Origin of the sequence: Legionella sp. km772, assembly GCF_003989735.1 — a bacterium.
In the GTDB taxonomy this organism is placed as follows: Bacteria; Pseudomonadota; Gammaproteobacteria; order Legionellales; family Legionellaceae; genus Legionella.
The window spans coordinates 1-16100 of the sequence record NZ_RZGQ01000066.1; the positions used below are offsets into that span (position 1 = coordinate 1).

Below are 16100 nucleotides of genomic sequence, written 5' to 3' on the forward strand. Positions count from 1 at the left end.
AAAATCAAATAATCACTATAAAGATCAAGCATATCCATTTAATTCCCTCCCTAAAATTAAGGGCGGAATTCTAATGCTTTTTAGTCAAACTACAAGTTTATGTGCGTAACATGAGTTACTAGCCGAACCACTGATTAGTTTACATGTCCAAGCATCCCAATTGCTTAGATTCATCAATAATGCATCCTTTGAAGAAGTTATAGGCTTTATTGCCAAGCAAAAAATAAAGCTGCCACCCTCTTTGCCTGAGTCTATGTGCAACAAAAGACGCGAGTTTGCTAAGTGCCTCCTAGACGCTTTAACCAAACAACAAAAAGGCGCGCGCCCTCTCTTAAACGATGCTTATGGTTTAATCGAAGCCGTCCTTGTTTTTTACAATGAAGAGATGCATTTAGTTGAAATTAATCTTGACGAGGTAAAATCAACACCTATTGAAGTGGAAAAAATTAGGCCCGCAGAAAGCTGTGTCCTTTTGTAGTTTGGACTCCAATAATGAGTGTGCAAACAATTCTTGCCCGATGCTTAATAGCTCTATTCTGATGGATTCACTCCATCAAAATGAACACTTGTTTTATTAAAGCTTAATCAATGACCAGTTTATCAAAATCTTCAAATCAATTAACTTTCCTTAATTTTGTGCCTTTACCGCATCAACCAACTCAATATCTTCCTGCCGCAAAGGAGCGCCTAAGAAAATCTCGCCAACCTTTTGAAAACGTTGCACGGAATCGGTGACTAGATAGTTGATGGTGGCCTGGTTTATTGAATTATTTAATAAATCATGGGTCTTTAATTCTTTATATAAGGCTAAGGCTGTTGCTTGGGCTGAATCAACAATTGCTACCCCCGTGGGTAACAAATCGGCCAGTAAAGATTTAAAGACGGGAAAATGAGTACAGCCTAATAACACAGCGTCTTCTTCTTGAATCCCTGATAAATAATGCTTTAGCGCTTCGCGGGCTACCGAATTAGATACCATGCCCTCTTCAGCTAAAGCGACTAAAACACTGCAAGCTCTACTGCTGATTACGGCGCCAGGAAGATGCTTTAAAATCAAACCTTGATAGGCTTGGGAGGCAATGGTGGTTTCGGTCGCCAAAACCAAGATCCGCTGCTTTTTAGTAGCCGCAACGGCCGCAGAAGCTCCCGGTTCCACCACCCCTAAAACGGGGACATCAGGCAACATCGCTTGTAAATGCGGCAAAGCTGCCGTGGTAGCTGTATTACAGGCAATCACTAAGGCTTTAATTTGCCGCTCTACTAAAATACGCGCCATTTGCACCGCATACTGTTTTACCGTATCAGGACTCTTAGTTCCATAAGGCAACCTGGCAGTATCACCTAAATATACAAAGGACTCATGAGGCAGATGTTCGCGTAAAGCATTCAAAACGGTTAATCCCCCCATCCCCGAATCAAAGACCCCTATGGCCAATTGTTTTGCATTCAAGTATAGCTCCTTAACTATGTCGCAGTTCGCTAGGTGTTGGATCAGGGGTAAGCACCCCTTCTGTTGCTCTGACTTCGCTTGCTTTTTCCACGGCTTGCGAGGCTCTTCCATTACTCATTTCTTCTTTATAATCAGTCAAAGCTTTACTAGCCGACACTATAGCTGCTGTTTGTTCTGTCGTAGCGGTTTTCACCTTGCCTGCGTCCTTTAATTTATCTTTTAATAAGTTCGTTGATAAGGGGTGATGGAAAACCTTAGCAAATTGTGATTCGTCATTAAATTTAGGCTCACTCCATGGGAATCGTCCTGGAGTCATTACTTTCGCAGGATCAAAACCTCCTGTCTGAATGACCACAGAATCCATAAATTTAGAATGGCTATAGCCGTATTTTTCTTTACATATAATATGTAAGGCAGTCCATAGACCTTCCATTTGAGCATCATTTCCACCTTTTAAATAATAAGGATTATCTTTACTCGGTGGTTGCCCGCCATTAGCTACAATCATAGCTAAGGCCATATTCAGATACATTCTCGCATGAGTATGCTCAGGCCCAGAAGCCCCAGTTGCAAGAACAGTAGGAGGCTGGGTCATTTCTATCTTTATATTCGGTCTTTTAGAGATGGTCCCATCACTGTTTAATTGGGAACGAGAGGTTTCGCCAATAGTTTGGGTGAACGTACCGGTGGTAGCTTTAGAGGGAGTTGAATTATCAATTACCGTACAGAGATGACTTTTCGCCCCAGATTCTAATGCAACTTTAGCGGCGATCCCAGTTGCGCCGCTGGTCATCGATATAGAGGTCCCACCTCTTAAGGCAGCCTGTTCAGTCGGTGTAAGCGCTCTGTGCGTTATATCATGGGCGTGATAAAGATAATGCTCCTTGTTGGTCATTATTCGATCAATATCTTTAATGGTAGAAATAAGCTTTTTCTGGCCCGATTCATAGTTTACTAAAGCGGCTTCTATTAACTTAAGATCATTTTTTAATTCCTTACGAATCTTTTCTATGCTAGCTTTGGTCGCTTCATCTGGCTTTTCAGGCAATACTGCTAAGCACTCTTTAAGTTGTTGTTGAGCCCTTAGAAGACGATCGATAGTGACCGTATTATTTGCCAACCTCTCCATATATTGTTCTTTCTTGACGGCAGCATTTCCTTCATTCAAAGTCCTAGCATCATAAACGAAACCTGAAAACTCAGTTTTAGCAAGAGTTCCTAAAGGATCAGCGGGCTTTAATAGTGGTTTAATATCCTTCATGGTATTCACTATAGAGTTCAGCACACCCATCTTCACCGCAGAATTATAAGTAGGATCACTTAGTGCTTGCTTTTTCCAATCCAGGGTTATTCGCGCAAATTCTGTTGGAGAAAACTCGCGTTTTAATGCAGCTTTTAAGTTGTCTAATTTTGCTGAGTCCCCTTGGTCTACTATAGCTGCGTTCTTACATAAATCGTCAATAAAGACATCCACCTTAGTGTTTTTTGGATTCTGTAAAGCTGCTGCTAATGCTTTACCAAAAGCATCGCTGTCGGCTCCATATTTTACATCGACATTCAATCTTAAGAAGACATCTAATACTGCTTTGCCAACTGGAGTTCTTGCTGCATACATGTCCTCAAGAGGCTTATTAATCGCAGCTTGTTTCTCAATAGCTGCTTTATTATCTGCAACATGAATAGCAAAAGCATTACGTACATCAGGGGCAACAGGCAAGGGTCGAATGACAATATCAGCCAGGTCTTTTCGTGCATTTACATCAGCTAAATTTACAGTTTTAAGCTTTTCATTAAGTGCAGTTATTTGTTCAGGGCTTAACTTTTCGATTTTTGGTAAACCATCTCGCATCATCGGTGAAGCAAAACTGGCTAATACTTTCGCAAATTCATGGTTATGAATTTTCTGAAAACTAGCAATTCGCTCATTCTCTGCAACCACCTTACTAATCAGTTGACCAGCATCAACATGCAATACGGGATCTAAAGCTATTTCCTCACCCAAATAATGCTTAATTTGCGCCTCATTTGTTGACCTTAATAAATGACCCAAGGTGGGTGTCTTGGAATCTAAGAGTTCCAATTGTTTTTTTATCGGTAAACGTTGCAAAACATCAATCAAAGCAGCATGCTGCCCTGAACCCAGGGTAGATAAACTTTCTACCTTAAGCGCCAAAGCCTGATTACACGCTTTTTGTTGTAATTGCAGCATTTGGGGGGTGTCTATCCATTCGGGATTAGGAAATTTGGCTCTAAATTGATCTAGCTTAGTCATTTTAGCTAATGCAATAAGATCATCAAGCTTGGTAACAGGTAAGGGTTTAGCCATTTGCTCATTTCTAATGGCTGCTAATCTCTCCGCGCTCACATCAATTATTTGTTGCATTGCTTTCGTATCTATCCAAGTCGTAGGCTTAATACCCATTTGTTCTAAAAGTGGTGTAATTTCCTCTACTTTCTTGGCTGCACTTAATTTGGTTAAAGCACCTACTTGAACTACAGTTAATTGCGCAACGACATTATTAACCATTGCAGTTTTTAAGCGGACGAGGCTATCTTCGGTAATGCCGGCAGTTATATTTTCATCAGTTTGATTAACTCGTGGACCTTTAACAAAAGCTACCATCTTCTCAACATTATCAATAGCATTAATTTCTTCTGCCTTAATTGCTAAAGTAGGATTTGATAATACATGTTGTAAATAAAAAGTAGCTAATTGAGCTTTAGCATTTTTTACTTGCGTAGAGCCAAGCTCTTCTGAATCCTCAAGCCTTAAATGCTTTCTCATGTGTTTTTTAAATCGCTCTTCATCCCCGGATTTCAATAGGTCTGGGATCTTAGTATTTAAATCGTCTAGAGAAGGGGTTACGCCAGCAAGAAAATCAGGATATGCCTTTTTAATATACAAATCTTTAGCCGCATCAATTAAACCCTTAGCTACTGGATGCAAATCATAAGGGACACCTAATCCTCTAACTGCAGCTTTAATGTCAGCTTCATTACGAGCTACAACCAGTGCGTGCAATTGATCTTTATTTGTACTCTCAGCAATTTTTTTGGCTAATAATAAGGGGGCTAATTCTAATTTTATCCTATCTAAAACCACAGTAGTTAATATAGATTGACCTGGGCTGGGGGCTGTTGGAGTGGGTTTCCATTCTACTGCTTGGCCTAATTTTTTATTAGTTATATCGTTTAAATAAACTCGCAGCGCTCCTTCATTTTGCTTTGCAAATAAATCAACTAAAACCTGGGTACTTGCATTTTTCAAACCTAATAATACCCGTTGTTCTGCAGCTAGTTGTTTTAGCTCTCCTATATTCTCTGCTTCGAGTTTAAGTGGATCATCGGAGTCTTGCGTTTTCCAAAACTCAATATGACCGGCTAAAGCAGCATCAAAATCGTCATTCGCAGTGGGTTTTGTTGAATCGACTGCTAAAAGAGCATCTAAAGCTTTCTGGGCTTTTTCTCTATCTGGAGCAGGGGATTTGGTTTTAAGCCCTAGAATAGCTGCTTTGATTTTAATAGGCATTTAATTCCCCTAAAACAAGTTATATATTCTAATTTTAAGCCTATTTTATTAATTTATCCTTAATTAAGTATCATTTTTTTGCATTCGCTTGAACCGAAGTAAATTTAAGCTAAATTTATAATTAAGCAGTATAAAAATTTTGGCTAATAAAATGAAAACAATAATAACGCTGACTGCTGTACTGGTATCCGGGGTGCTCCAGGCCCAAGGTTGCATTGATGGTCATCACCCGTCTCAACCCCATTACATCTGTTTTGATGGTCGAACTATCGAAAAAACCGATGCGGGCTTTGTGTGGAATGCCAAACGCGGTTGTTTTTTAAGCTCCGTGCCCTGCTGTAAATACGATGCAAACCATTATGCTTTTTATGAAAACCCTGCCAAAATAGGTGAGGCTTATGCGCGTTGCCGGCATGATTATCCTTTCCGTTTAGGTTATATGCAAGTGCATTAAAAAAATTCCGTGCTCTCTTAATACCGCAGTAACCGATAATTGGGTTCTTCCTTTAAGAGCAATTATCGGTACTGGTAGTTTTCTACTTATTCTCGGCTGTTTATTTATGCTTTAATCGTGCCCGGTTTGCATCATCGGCTGGATCTTTAGGTTGACTTATAAGACTCTGAATCTGGGCTAGGTTAATGGACCTAGGAATAGAAAAAAATCGGCACTGTTCATAGAGCCGAGCTTCAAATGGCCTTAGATTTTCATAAAGATTTTGTACCAAAGCAATAGGATATATTGACAGATTGTTAATCGGTTTAATAAAGGTAAGACCATTTTTTTTGTTGAACTGAAATAAGGAAATAATAGCCATCGGCGACAGGTTTTGTTTGAAGCAGCACTCTATCTGCTCTTGGCGCAATTGCTCCTCTTCTTCATTGTTGGAGAATAGGAGTCCCTTACTTTTAAATAAAGCGTCTATGCGATGATAAGAATAAGTTCCGGTTAGTTGTATTCCTGTTTGTTTTTGCACCCACTCCGCCCATGTTTTGGTGGTATTTTGAGCTACATTCGTTTCCAGCTTAGACACAGATAGTAACAAATAAAACCGAGCCATATCTAATTCAAAATCAGTGGAGTTAAGCAGGGCTATTTTTATTTTTAGTAAAAATTTAATTTTCTCATTAACTAGGTTGGGTGCATCCAGGGTATTGGTTTTCTTGTATGGATATGATTAACAAGCTCATCTAAGACCTTCAATACGTCCGTTTTGATGTCTTTAAGATTTGCTTTTAAACCTTCCAATTCATCTTCTTGAGCTGATTGTTCAGAAACATCTTGCAGTAATAAACGTTTATTTTCTCCCTGGATCTTTTTCATCACGCCAGTATCAAGGTATTCTGCTAGCAAAAAAACAGAATCAGGAGTTTTCTCTTCTGGAAATTCAATAAGCGCATTACATAATTGAACATTAAGGGAAGCAGGCAATTCGCTTTTTAGATACTCTTTAAATACATCATTCCCCTCAGAAGTAATCAACTTATAATGAGTAGCCTTTGCGGTAAGGGAAATAGAGCCTTGGTTATATTGCTTTACTAGCTCATAATAGGTTTTAGTTATTAGAGAATAAACCTCCTTGTGGAGCTGCTGAAAATCATTAAATAGTGCGGCAGGATTGCCTTCCGTTGTTTCGATACAATCGCTGTATTCTAAAAGAAAAAGCAATTTTTGCAGGAACGAGGATGATGCGAATTTATTCTGTAGCTTATTTAATATGCGCGCATCAGCTAAATACTGTTTTTGACTTTTGGGGAGATCATAAGCATAAGAGATAACCGTGTTTGCATACTGTTTCAATGGCTTTGGTAAGAGTTTAGTCGCAGCCTCCTCAGGATGAATAGTTTGTAAAGCGTGCTCATCGAAGTTGGGCAAAGTTCTTAAAAACATTAACGCACATCGTGTTGCTTTAGGAGGTAAGCCATCTAATACGCCCCGTAAGCCGTTATTATCAAAAATCATTTTTTCTAAAAGGGATTGTTCAGGCTTGACTGCTGTATCATAGGCAGCTTTTATAAAAGTCCCTGTTAAAAAGCTGAATAGCAAATTAGGATTTCTTACAAAAAAGCCTGCAGCCAATAAAGATGGGGAGGCTACTTTTAATTTATGGTGTAATTCATTCCAAAAGGACATTGTATATTCTTTATTATGCAAACTACCCAATGTTCGCAAACTAACCTCAAGAGGATAGTGGTTTAACACGGCATTTAAATCGGCTGCCGTTTTAATTAATCCAATTAAATCAGGTTTATCCTCTAATTCGTTAATTACTAAATCTCGATAGCTAATTAACTCATCCTTTTCTATCCAATCAATTGTTTCTTCAAGTTTCTGTTGAAAAGCTGCTTTGATTTCCTCTTGCGAACTAAAAAAGTCAAGTTTTAGAGAGGCTAATAATTTGGCGTTTAATTGCATATCTTGGACTCAAAGTAACAAATTATACTTTTTTATAAATAGCATATCCAGAAATTATTCTCTTCGCTCAAGAGAAATGCCTGTAAACAGTGCACTATTGTCTACCTACCGCGCTTATAAGCGATATCCAGACAATCTTGCACGAAAACATGGAATAAATTACCCTCATAAAGCACGGAAAGGTAGGCTGCTCGGTTACTACCTTTACAATTTGATGGGTTTGCCCAATTCGCATTGCGCCTATCGCAATGAGTTAATTAAGCATCCATTACTGATTTTTTACCGTGGAAGGCTATCTTCAAACTTCACCAAAATAGCTCAGCCTTTACAGCGCCGAGCTTACCCTAATAAAAAGCGGAAATTCTTTTGGATCTCATTTAAATCAAACTGATTTAAATACAAAGAAAAACTCATCCAAGCACTTAGGGCCGCCAGATCTTGAAATGGGGGAGGTAAATAGACTGGATTAGTTAAAATCCCTCGCTCTTTTAATTCGCCTAGCAAAGGCAAATCATCTAAAACTAATTTCCCGGTAAATAAAAGGGGAATGGAATCAACCCTTTTTTGGCCAATAGCAAAACGAATATAATTATAAATTAAGACAAAGCCTTTGGCATAAGATAAATCTTTGGTAAAGGGCCCGCCTACAGGCGTGCTTCCCCTAAACACTCGTACTGTCTGGTTGTAACTGTCAGATTCATTTAAGCCGCACTCAAGAAAATAATTATAAATATCAATAAAATTAGCTCCTTGCGTTACCTTATCCAAGGCAATCACCCGGTTCGTAATTTTTAACATCCGACCAGGGTAAGAGGAAAAAGTCACTATTTCAGTAATCACTGCTAGGCCCTCTTGAATCACACTACAGGAGGGTGAGCCTTTAGAAAGAAAGAAACAGGCCGGTTGCATGCCCCCATTTAAGGTCGTACCAACGTGTACCCAGCCTTCATGCACTTCCAAATAACGCAGATCTCTATCGCTAAACATTGCCTTTTGACTTAATTTAATACTGTCTGCACCGGCTGATGCATCTGCAACCATCCCATCACTAATCATTACGGTTACTTTGCCCGGATGTTTATCAAAATAAGTACCTAATCGTGCCTGCAGTATTTCTTGTGCTTGTGCTGGTGTATGGCGCTTAATATCAGCTTCTGATTGCAGTTGTACATTTAAATTGGTCAATACGTCAAATAAAAGAGTCCCCATTTCACACATTCGGGGGCCTCCCGCATAAAACACATCATTAGGGCTGCCGTATAATTCCATCGCTAATTCGCTAAACGCAGGCGTGCCCCTCACCGCAAGCATTTGTGCTGCGCGTGCATACTCTTCGCATTGGCGGCGGATTAACCGAGTAACGGTAGAATATTGGCCGAGTTGATTTTGTGCATCCCGTAAAATGATGCGAAACTCCTCTTGCTTTTCCGCGACATTAAAAGGCAAAGGGGTGCGTTCGTAGTATTCTTTATTGATAAGCGGTAGTTTTTTAGCTTTATTTTTAAAAAACTCCTCTCTTATAGAGTCATCCCATTTAATACTATCCAGGATCCTAATTTGACGTTGAGCCTCAACCATACGTTGGGACAGTTCTTGTATAATTAACAATTCGCCCGATTCTGATGGGGTCATAATAAAATCCCTCATATTATTCATAACAGTTCATATAACGGCGTCAACCTAAAACTGTAAAATTCATCATTGGGAGGGGGCGAAGCAACCCAGGATAAAGGCTTCGCGAGACTCCCTGTTTGGGTTGTTTCACTCCGCTCGCAATGACGATTTTTTGTTGACGCGATGGACTGTTCATCTATTAAAAGTAGTCCAAGTCTTGGTTCAATAACCTATTGGCAACCCTTCCATTAAGTTTACTCCAAAAACAGCTACTTCCTATTGTTAAAATGTTGTTGCTTCAACCGGAGGCTCTATGTTTACAGTGGCATTTTGCGTCTGTTCCGGTAAATCATAAAAATTACTTATATTGGAGCTGGTCAACGGCGGTGGCACCTCAACCCGTTGTCCATTTCGACTTTGTAAATATAAATTTTCACCGTTACTAGAATATTTAGAACAACTACTTAAAACCAACAAACCCAGTGCTAAACAACTAAATTTCTTCACACAATTCCCCAATTATATTAATTCTAAACTTTTCAATACAAGCTCTAAAGCAGCATGATGAGTGCTAGATAAAGGTGTTAAAGGTAATCGGATATCCCCTTGAATTAATCCCATTCTTTGCATAGCCCATTTTACCGGAATAGGATTCGACTCTACAAACATTAACTCATGCAAGGGCATTAATTGCTCATGCAAACGTAAGCAGGCAGCATTATCACCATCCATTGCAGAATCACACATCTTAGCCATTAATTTTGCGGCCGCATTCGCAGTCACCGAAATGACTCCTTTAGCCCCTGCTAACATCCAATGGGCTGCCGTTAAATCATCCCCGCTGTAGACGTCGATGCTGTTTTCAGAAAGACGTAAAATTTGTTGTAAACGGGTCATTTGGCCAGTGGCCTCTTTTATACCCACAATATTGGAGATTTTCGCTAAACGAGCGACTGTTTCAGGTAATAAATCACAAGCTGTCCGACCGGGAACATTATATAAAATAATTGGCATCGGTACTGCTTGAGCGATGGTAGAATAATGTTGAAATAAACCTTCTTGAGTGGGTTTAATATAAGCAGGAGTCATAATAAGGGCAGCATGGGCACCACATTCCATCGCTTCTTGGGTCAAAGTGATGCATTCCCTAGTCGCATTCATCGCCGTTCCGGCAATCACCGGCACCCGCTCCTTGGTTTGCTCGATGACGGTTTTAATTACCAGTAATTTTTCACTGTGGGATAAAGTTCCTGACTCGCCCGTAGTTCCTGCGGCAACAAAACCATGTGTACCCATTTCAAGATGAAACTCGACTAACTCACGTAGACGATGAACATCTACTTTATCCTCGTGCATTGGTGTTACTAAAGCGACTATACTTCCACGAAACATGATAGGCCTCTTAATTTATAATACGTTTTTCTTTATACTACTGGAAAACTAGGGTCGGAGTAAATTTTAAAACGATAAATAAAATTCATTCCTAATCACTCGCCAGTGTATCAGCTAAACTACCAGGGTTTACCCTAAAATTTATTAGTATTCACCCTAATTAAGTCTTGCTCCCCCTTGCTAATTTGCGCCACAAAAAAAACCAAGTGACTTTATTTTTTACATATATTGCTTTTTTTGTACTATTATCTTACTGAGCGATAATAAAACAAAAGGACCTTATCATGAAAAAAATAATTACAGCTGTATTCTGTGTAGGTGTAGGAACTGCTGGTCTAGTAGGGTGTACAAACACGGAAGTAGGTACAACTACAGGAGCTGCTGCAGGTGCAGGCCTTGGCTATGCTGTTTCAGGGGGTAATGCTTGGGGAACTGTTCTTGGTGCCGGCACTGGAGCATTGTTAGGTAATGCAATTGGCCAACAACAAGATAATTATTACTACCGTAATGCCTACTATCGCAATGGTTACTATGGTAATCGCTACTATGGTAATCGCTATTATGGTGGTGGTTATTATCGTGGCTACCGTGGCGGCTATCATTACAGATAATAGCATCCCCAATGAGTAGACCTGTCCTCGCAATAAGTTAGACAGGTCTACTGAACTGGTTTTATTGGAGCTAAAAATATTCTTCTAAATTGTCAGCAAGTTAAAAATACTATTGCTATACTCAAGTTAATGAAAAATAAATACAAGGATTGTAGTGATGAAACTAACTAATAAAACAGCAATTGTTACTGGGGCCGCGAGCGGAATAGGAAAAGAAATTGCTCTCGTTTATTCCAAAGCGGGCGCCAAAGTAGCTATCGCCGATATGAACCTTGAGCAGGCAAACCTGGTCGTTGAGGAAATAAAATCGCAAGGTGGACAAGCGATGGCAATCGCTATGAATGTGACGGATGAAGCCCAAGTTAATCAAGGCGTTGATGCGGTAGCAGATCGCTTTGGCAGTGTTGATGTATTAGTCAGCAATGCCGGCATTCAAATTATCGAATCTGTAGATAAACTCGAATTCTCCGATTGGAAAAAAATGTTGGCCATTCAATTAGATGGCGCATTTTTAACGACCAAGGCCGCTTTAAAACACATGTATGCAGGTAACGGTGGCAGTATTATTTACATGGGTTCTGTGCATTCAAAAGAAGCATCTAAGCTTAAAGCGCCTTATGTCACAGCAAAACATGGTTTGCTGGGTTTATGTAAGGTGGTTGCTAAAGAAGGGGCAGCCCATAATGTTCGTGCTAATGTTATCTGCCCAGGTTTTGTTCGCACCCCATTGGTGGATAAACAAATTCCAGAGCAAGCGAAAGAATTGGGTATCAGCGAAGAAGACGTAGTTAAAAAAGTCATGTTAAAAGATACAGTGGATGGGGAGTTTACGACCACTGATGATGTGGCTCAAACCGCTTTATTTTTTGCTTCATTCGGCTCTAATGCCTTAACGGGCCAATCTTTAGTAGTGAGCCATGGTTGGTTTATGGAATAAGAGTATGAAGGGCGAACAAGGGGATACAGGCCCGCTGTCCTATAGGGTTCGCCCTACTTCCCCTTAGTTAACATTGAATACGAAAAAGGCTTGGATTGTGGTGAGTGTATCCGCCTAACACATTAAGAAAGGAAGACAAAGCATGAAAGAATCAGCCGTTAGAGAAAAGGCCTTTGCAATGCCTATAAGCAGCCCAGCCTACCCTCATGGCCCCTATCGTTTTAACAATAGAGAGTTTCTTATTATTACTTACGAAACGGACATGGACCTATTAAAAGAGGTAGTACCAGAGCCTCTAGAGGTCATTGAACCCATCGTTAAATTCGAATTTATTCGTATGCCTGATTCTACCGGCTTTGGTGATTACACCGAATCAGGACAAGTAATTCCTGTACGCTTCAAAGGAAAAATGGGCGGCTATTCGCATGCTATGTATTTAGATGATCACCCTCCTATCGCTGGTGGACGTGAGATCTGGGGATTTCCTAAAAAATTAGCAAATCCTACATTACAAGTCGTCAATGAAACCCTCATTGGAACATTAGAATATGGCCCCTTTAGAATTGCCACGGCAACAATGGGTTACAAATATGAAACCGTGGACACCAAGAAAGTGTTGGAATCGCTAAATGCACCGAACTATTTATTAAAAATTATCCCTCATGTAGATGGAAGCACCAGAATTTGTGAGCTAGTTGAATATTACCTTACTGATGTCACGGTAAAAGGCGCATGGCAAGGACCCGCACAATTAGAATTAGCGCATCATGCTCTTGCTCCTGTTGCCAGTTTACCTGTGCGCAGAGTGGTCAGCGCATTACACATACAATCAGATCTTACTTTACCCTATGGGAAGGTAGTACACGATTATATGAGACAATAAAATAATAATGGACTAGGGGTGGGCTGAATATGTCACTGATAATAGGTTATATTACAATTCTCCTTTGCGTGTTTGGGGGCTTTGCACTGTCAGGCGGCCATCTTGCAGCCATCTTTCAGCCTTTAGAACTCCTCATTATCTGTGGGGCAGCCGTAGGCGCATTTATCGTTGCTAATACAGGCGCCTCCTTAAAAGCTACTGTCAAAGCCTTCCCTTCTTTATTTAAAGGTGGCAAAGGTGGGAAAGTAATTTTTAACGATTTGCTAGGCCTGATGTATAGTCTTTTAAATAAGGCTAGGCAGCAAGGGTTGATGTCTCTGGAAACCGATGTCGATGAACCAGAAAAAAGCGCTATTTTTGCTAATTACCCTAATATCTTACACAATCATCATGTTAGCGAGTTTATATGTGACTATTTTAGATTAATCATCACCTCTAACATGCAACCCTTTCAACTTGAAGCCCTGATGGATATGGAAATAGAAACGCATCATGAGGAAGCCATGGTCCCCTCCAATGCTATTACAAAGCTCGCTGATGGTATGCCCGCTTTTGGTATTGTAGCTGCGGTACTAGGGGTAGTACACACCATGGAATCGATCAGTTTACCTCCCGCAGAATTAGGGGTGCTCATCGCCCATGCCTTAGTAGGCACTTTCCTTGGTATTTTGATTGGCTATGGTTTCGTGGGCCCTATTGCCTCCGCTTTAGAGCAACGAGCAGCGCAAACGCAATTGATGCTGCAATGCATAAAGGTCACTATGTTAGCAAGCCTACATAATAATCCTCCAGTGATTTCAGTGGAATTCGGCAGAAAAATCCTATTCTCCAGTATTCGTCCTACTTTCAACGAATTAAATGAGAATTTAAAAAATGCAAATAAACCTGCTGCTGCAGCTCCTGCCGCAGAGGGTGGATCTTAATCGAGCATCCCATGGCAGAAATAAATGACATCAGTGAAGATGGCAATAAAAAGGCAGTAAGCCCAAGTACTCCACCTATCATCAAAAAAGTAAAAAAACATGGTCATGGCCATCATGGAGGCTCTTGGAAAATCGCTTTTGCCGATTTCGTAACGGCCATGATGGCATTCTTCTTACTTATGTGGCTAGTAGCCTCACTCAATAAAGCGCAAAAAGCAGCAATTGCAGACTATTTTAAACAACCCATTAAAATTGCTTTAATAGGTGGAGAAAACTACGGTAATCGAGAAATTAATGTTCAAGGTGGTGGTTCTGACGTAAATGAAACTCAAGGCCAGGTTACTGCAACGACTAAACCCGTTTCTCAAAAAGACAAAGACGATAAAATTAATGATCAGGAGGCTTCAGCAAAAGCCGATATGAAGAAATTGGAAGAATTAAAATCAGAAATTAATCTAAGCATTGAAAAAGATCCCTCCTTAGAAGGCCTAAAGAAACAATTAAGGATGGATATTGTTCAAGACGGTTTGCGTATCCAATTAATCGATAATCAAAATAAACCGATGTTTGATGTAGGCTCAGATAAGGTAAACCCGAATTTCGAACCGATTCTCGCTAATATTGCCAAACTGATTAATACAGTTCCTAATAAAATTTCTATTCAAGGACATACTGATGCCAGTCCTTATGATAACCCAGAGGAATTAGATTACACTAACTGGGAATTATCCTCTCAACGAGCTAATGCCGCACGTCGCGCCTTAATTAAAGCAGGGATGAATGAAGATAAAGTAATGACTGTTAGCGGGTTTGCCTCCACCTTATTATTAGATCCTAAAAACCCTTTAAATCCTGAAAACCGCCGCATAAGTATTATTGTGATGAAAAAAACAGCAGCAGATCAAGTAGCCAATACGAGTGGGAGCCAAGATGATAAAAAAGCCACTAATCCCAGCGATAGTTCCGGAGCAGCGCCCAGCACTAGCGGCACCCCAAGTCCAATAAATCCTAATCCAACGCCAACAAGTCCTAGCCCTACAACAGCTCCTCATTAATCTACATCTTGTCGATGAAGGTTAAAGAGGTCTATTTTTTAGGGGCTGGTTACAAAAGGAAGCCATCCCTTCTCTAGCAGGCTAAAACAGACCAGCCTCGTTTTTATACTGTAAATTGTAGATATCTACTCAACAGGTTATTTATTCACATTCACAATATTTGAGCTCATTATACAATCGCCTTGTTCGCCAAGCATTAGTCTGACTTGGCTGTCGCCGTTAAACTCAAGATTAAAAATAACCCTATAAACTACCACGTCACCGCCCTGAACAGGAATTATTTTAGGTGCCATATCCGACATAAATCCATATACGCTAGAAATCCCCAAAGGATGAAGAACTTCTGTCCATTTAGTCGCTTGCAGTTGCTTCACAAAAGCTAAACCCATATTTCGCTTGAAATCATATTCATAGTAAATTTTAACTAAGGAATTATTTAATAAACTAGGGCATGAACTCCCTTGCTCTATATTATTTAGAGTAAAGTTTATGGTTGCAATACTGGGTAAAACGGACGCTGCATTCAATTGAGTGCTAAAGAAATAAGCTATAGTTAAGAACCTTATTTTTTTCATTTTCTCTCCCTGTGATTAGTGCTTGGCAATTCAGGAGAGATAATAAACGCTTTGTTTGTTATTTTCCACTCAGGGCGCGTTGTTAGCTTAGTCAATCTGTTTTTAATGCTGCCTTTGCGAGCCTGGTCTTAAGCACTCGCAAAGACTAGCCATACTATTAATCTTGCACTTCACAGGTAATTTTCGTGCAATCGCGACAATGTTTTGCAGCAAACTCGAAGGATTTTGCTGCAGCTCCTTGTTCTTTTGCCATCTGATCATCTGCTGCTTTATCCGCAGCTACCTCACTACTGCTTGCATTAGTAGTACAGATCCATTTAGAACCCATATCGGTACTATTAGCAAAAGCGCAGGTCATAGTTGTGAGGAAAAGGCTAAAGCCCAAAATTATTTTGTTCATGATAACCTTCCTTAGTTAATAGACGCTATCCTTAATGATGACGCATACTGTCTTGAAAATCTTTAACGGCTTTTTTGGCTTGATCGGTTGAGTAACCATAGTATTTTTGTAATTTACCAAAAATTTCTTGATGAGATCCTTCTATTACTTTTAAATCATCATCCGTAAGTTTTCCCCATGCTTTTTTCATTTTACCTTTTGATATAGGCGCGGATTTTTAGACGAAAAAAAGGTATTTTTAAGAGCTATTCTTCTAATATAAGAGGGGAATAGAATGACCAAAAAGCGAAATTATTACACTGCATCAAAAAAATCAAA

16 protein-coding genes and 1 pseudogene are annotated in these 16100 nt (G+C 39.9%); 7 read left to right on the forward strand and 10 right to left on the reverse strand.

The genetic code is table 11. The features are described from left to right. Positions 1–160 precede the first annotated feature (160 nt). Positions 161–478: a hypothetical protein gene (locus tag ELY15_RS08340; RefSeq protein ID WP_127099210.1), complete on the forward strand. Its 318-nt coding sequence runs from the start codon at positions 161–163 to the stop codon at positions 476–478. Between the two features lie 150 nt (positions 479–628). Here ELY15_RS08340 and murI read toward each other — a convergent pair whose 3' ends face one another. Continuing rightward, complete coding sequence (gene murI / locus ELY15_RS08345; protein ID WP_199744189.1) at positions 629–1450, reverse strand: glutamate racemase; 822 nt, start codon at positions 1448–1450, stop codon at positions 629–631. Positions 1451–1460: 10 nt separating this feature from the next. Beyond that, entirely contained in the window at positions 1461–4979 is a 3519-nt protein-coding gene (locus ELY15_RS08350) for a hypothetical protein (RefSeq protein ID WP_127099212.1), read from the reverse strand. 151 nt (positions 4980–5130) lie between these two features. Here ELY15_RS08350 and ELY15_RS08355 point away from each other — a divergent pair, with 151 nt between their 5' ends. After that, a complete protein-coding gene (locus ELY15_RS08355) occupies positions 5131–5433 on the forward strand; it encodes a hypothetical protein (RefSeq protein WP_127099213.1) in 303 nt (100 codons plus the stop codon). Positions 5434–5533: 100 nt separating this feature from the next. On the opposite strand, the gene ELY15_RS08360 is transcribed toward ELY15_RS08355, so the two are convergent. The 5 genes from ELY15_RS08360 to dapA all read right to left on the reverse strand — a co-directional run bounded on the left by ELY15_RS08360 (position 5534) and on the right by dapA (position 10398). Next, positions 5534–6037, reverse strand: coding sequence for a hypothetical protein (locus ELY15_RS08360; protein WP_148111236.1), 504 nt, complete (start codon positions 6035–6037; stop codon positions 5534–5536). A 71-nt stretch (positions 6038–6108) separates the two neighbouring features. Then, positions 6109–7392 (reverse strand): hypothetical protein, encoded by a 1284-nt coding sequence (locus tag ELY15_RS08365; RefSeq protein ID WP_127099215.1) that lies wholly within the window; start codon positions 7390–7392, stop codon positions 6109–6111. A gap of 339 nt (positions 7393–7731) precedes the next feature. Continuing rightward, complete coding sequence (locus tag ELY15_RS08370) at positions 7732–9024, reverse strand: flavohemoglobin expression-modulating QEGLA motif protein (RefSeq protein WP_127099216.1); 1293 nt, start codon at positions 9022–9024, stop codon at positions 7732–7734. A gap of 264 nt (positions 9025–9288) precedes the next feature. Then, entirely contained in the window at positions 9289–9513 is a 225-nt protein-coding gene (locus tag ELY15_RS08375; protein WP_127099217.1) for a hypothetical protein, read from the reverse strand. A gap of 12 nt (positions 9514–9525) precedes the next feature. Further along, positions 9526–10398, reverse strand: a complete 873-nt coding sequence (dapA, locus tag ELY15_RS08380) for a 4-hydroxy-tetrahydrodipicolinate synthase (protein WP_127099218.1) — start codon at positions 10396–10398, stop codon at positions 9526–9528. A gap of 284 nt (positions 10399–10682) precedes the next feature. On the opposite strand from dapA, the pseudogene ELY15_RS08385 reads away from it, so the two are divergent. The 5 genes and pseudogenes from ELY15_RS08385 to motB form a co-directional block, all read left to right on the forward strand. Continuing rightward, positions 10683–10928, forward strand: a pseudogene (locus ELY15_RS08385) (glycine zipper domain-containing protein); the annotation flags it as partial. Between the two features lie 238 nt (positions 10929–11166). Continuing rightward, the gene (locus ELY15_RS08390; protein WP_127099220.1) at positions 11167–11946 is read left to right on the forward strand and encodes a 3-hydroxybutyrate dehydrogenase; all 780 of its coding nucleotides are present in this window, start codon (positions 11167–11169) and stop codon (positions 11944–11946) included. Positions 11947–12088: 142 nt separating this feature from the next. After that, entirely contained in the window at positions 12089–12829 is a 741-nt protein-coding gene (locus tag ELY15_RS08395) for an acetoacetate decarboxylase (protein WP_127099221.1), read from the forward strand. A 29-nt stretch (positions 12830–12858) separates the two neighbouring features. Beyond that, complete coding sequence (motA, locus tag ELY15_RS08400; RefSeq protein ID WP_127099222.1) at positions 12859–13752, forward strand: flagellar motor stator protein MotA; 894 nt, start codon at positions 12859–12861, stop codon at positions 13750–13752. A gap of 11 nt (positions 13753–13763) precedes the next feature. Further along, positions 13764–14807 carry a flagellar motor protein MotB gene (gene motB / locus ELY15_RS08405; RefSeq protein WP_127099223.1) on the forward strand — a complete coding sequence of 348 codons (1044 nt, stop codon included), beginning with the start codon at positions 13764–13766 and terminating at the stop codon, positions 14805–14807. A gap of 137 nt (positions 14808–14944) precedes the next feature. Here motB and ELY15_RS08410 read toward each other — a convergent pair whose 3' ends face one another. The 3 genes from ELY15_RS08410 to ELY15_RS08420 all read right to left on the reverse strand — a co-directional run bounded on the left by ELY15_RS08410 (position 14945) and on the right by ELY15_RS08420 (position 15972). Then, a complete protein-coding gene (locus tag ELY15_RS08410; protein WP_127099224.1) occupies positions 14945–15382 on the reverse strand; it encodes a hypothetical protein in 438 nt (145 codons plus the stop codon). Between the two features lie 157 nt (positions 15383–15539). Next, complete coding sequence (locus ELY15_RS08415; protein WP_127099225.1) at positions 15540–15782, reverse strand: hypothetical protein; 243 nt, start codon at positions 15780–15782, stop codon at positions 15540–15542. A 31-nt stretch (positions 15783–15813) separates the two neighbouring features. Continuing rightward, the gene (locus tag ELY15_RS08420) at positions 15814–15972 is read right to left on the reverse strand and encodes a CsbD family protein (RefSeq protein ID WP_127099226.1); all 159 of its coding nucleotides are present in this window, start codon (positions 15970–15972) and stop codon (positions 15814–15816) included. Positions 15973–16100 lie beyond the last annotated feature (128 nt).

What these genes read in the sequence shown, in the direction of transcription:
- ELY15_RS08350 (WP_127099212.1), bottom strand. Translation starts at nt 4,979, where the DNA reads ATGCCTATTAAAATCAAAGCAGCTATTCTAGGGCTTAAAACCAAATCC.
- ELY15_RS08355 (WP_127099213.1), top strand. Translation starts at nt 5,131, where the DNA reads ATGAAAACAATAATAACGCTGACTGCTGTACTGGTATCCGGGGTGCTC.
- ELY15_RS08360 (WP_148111236.1), bottom strand. Translation starts at nt 6,037, where the DNA reads ATGGCTCGGTTTTATTTGTTACTATCTGTGTCTAAGCTGGAAACGAAT.
- ELY15_RS08365 (WP_127099215.1), bottom strand. Translation starts at nt 7,392, where the DNA reads ATGCAATTAAACGCCAAATTATTAGCCTCTCTAAAACTTGACTTTTTT.
- ELY15_RS08370 (WP_127099216.1), bottom strand. Translation starts at nt 9,024, where the DNA reads ATGACCCCATCAGAATCGGGCGAATTGTTAATTATACAAGAACTGTCC.
- dapA (WP_127099218.1), bottom strand. Translation starts at nt 10,398, where the DNA reads ATGTTTCGTGGAAGTATAGTCGCTTTAGTAACACCAATGCACGAGGAT.
- ELY15_RS08390 (WP_127099220.1), top strand. Translation starts at nt 11,167, where the DNA reads ATGAAACTAACTAATAAAACAGCAATTGTTACTGGGGCCGCGAGCGGA.
- ELY15_RS08395 (WP_127099221.1), top strand. Translation starts at nt 12,089, where the DNA reads ATGAAAGAATCAGCCGTTAGAGAAAAGGCCTTTGCAATGCCTATAAGC.
- motA (WP_127099222.1), top strand. Translation starts at nt 12,859, where the DNA reads ATGTCACTGATAATAGGTTATATTACAATTCTCCTTTGCGTGTTTGGG.
- motB (WP_127099223.1), top strand. Translation starts at nt 13,764, where the DNA reads ATGGCAGAAATAAATGACATCAGTGAAGATGGCAATAAAAAGGCAGTA.
- ELY15_RS08410 (WP_127099224.1), bottom strand. Translation starts at nt 15,382, where the DNA reads ATGAAAAAAATAAGGTTCTTAACTATAGCTTATTTCTTTAGCACTCAA.
- ELY15_RS08415 (WP_127099225.1), bottom strand. Translation starts at nt 15,782, where the DNA reads ATGAACAAAATAATTTTGGGCTTTAGCCTTTTCCTCACAACTATGACC.
- ELY15_RS08420 (WP_127099226.1), bottom strand. Translation starts at nt 15,972, where the DNA reads ATGAAAAAAGCATGGGGAAAACTTACGGATGATGATTTAAAAGTAATA.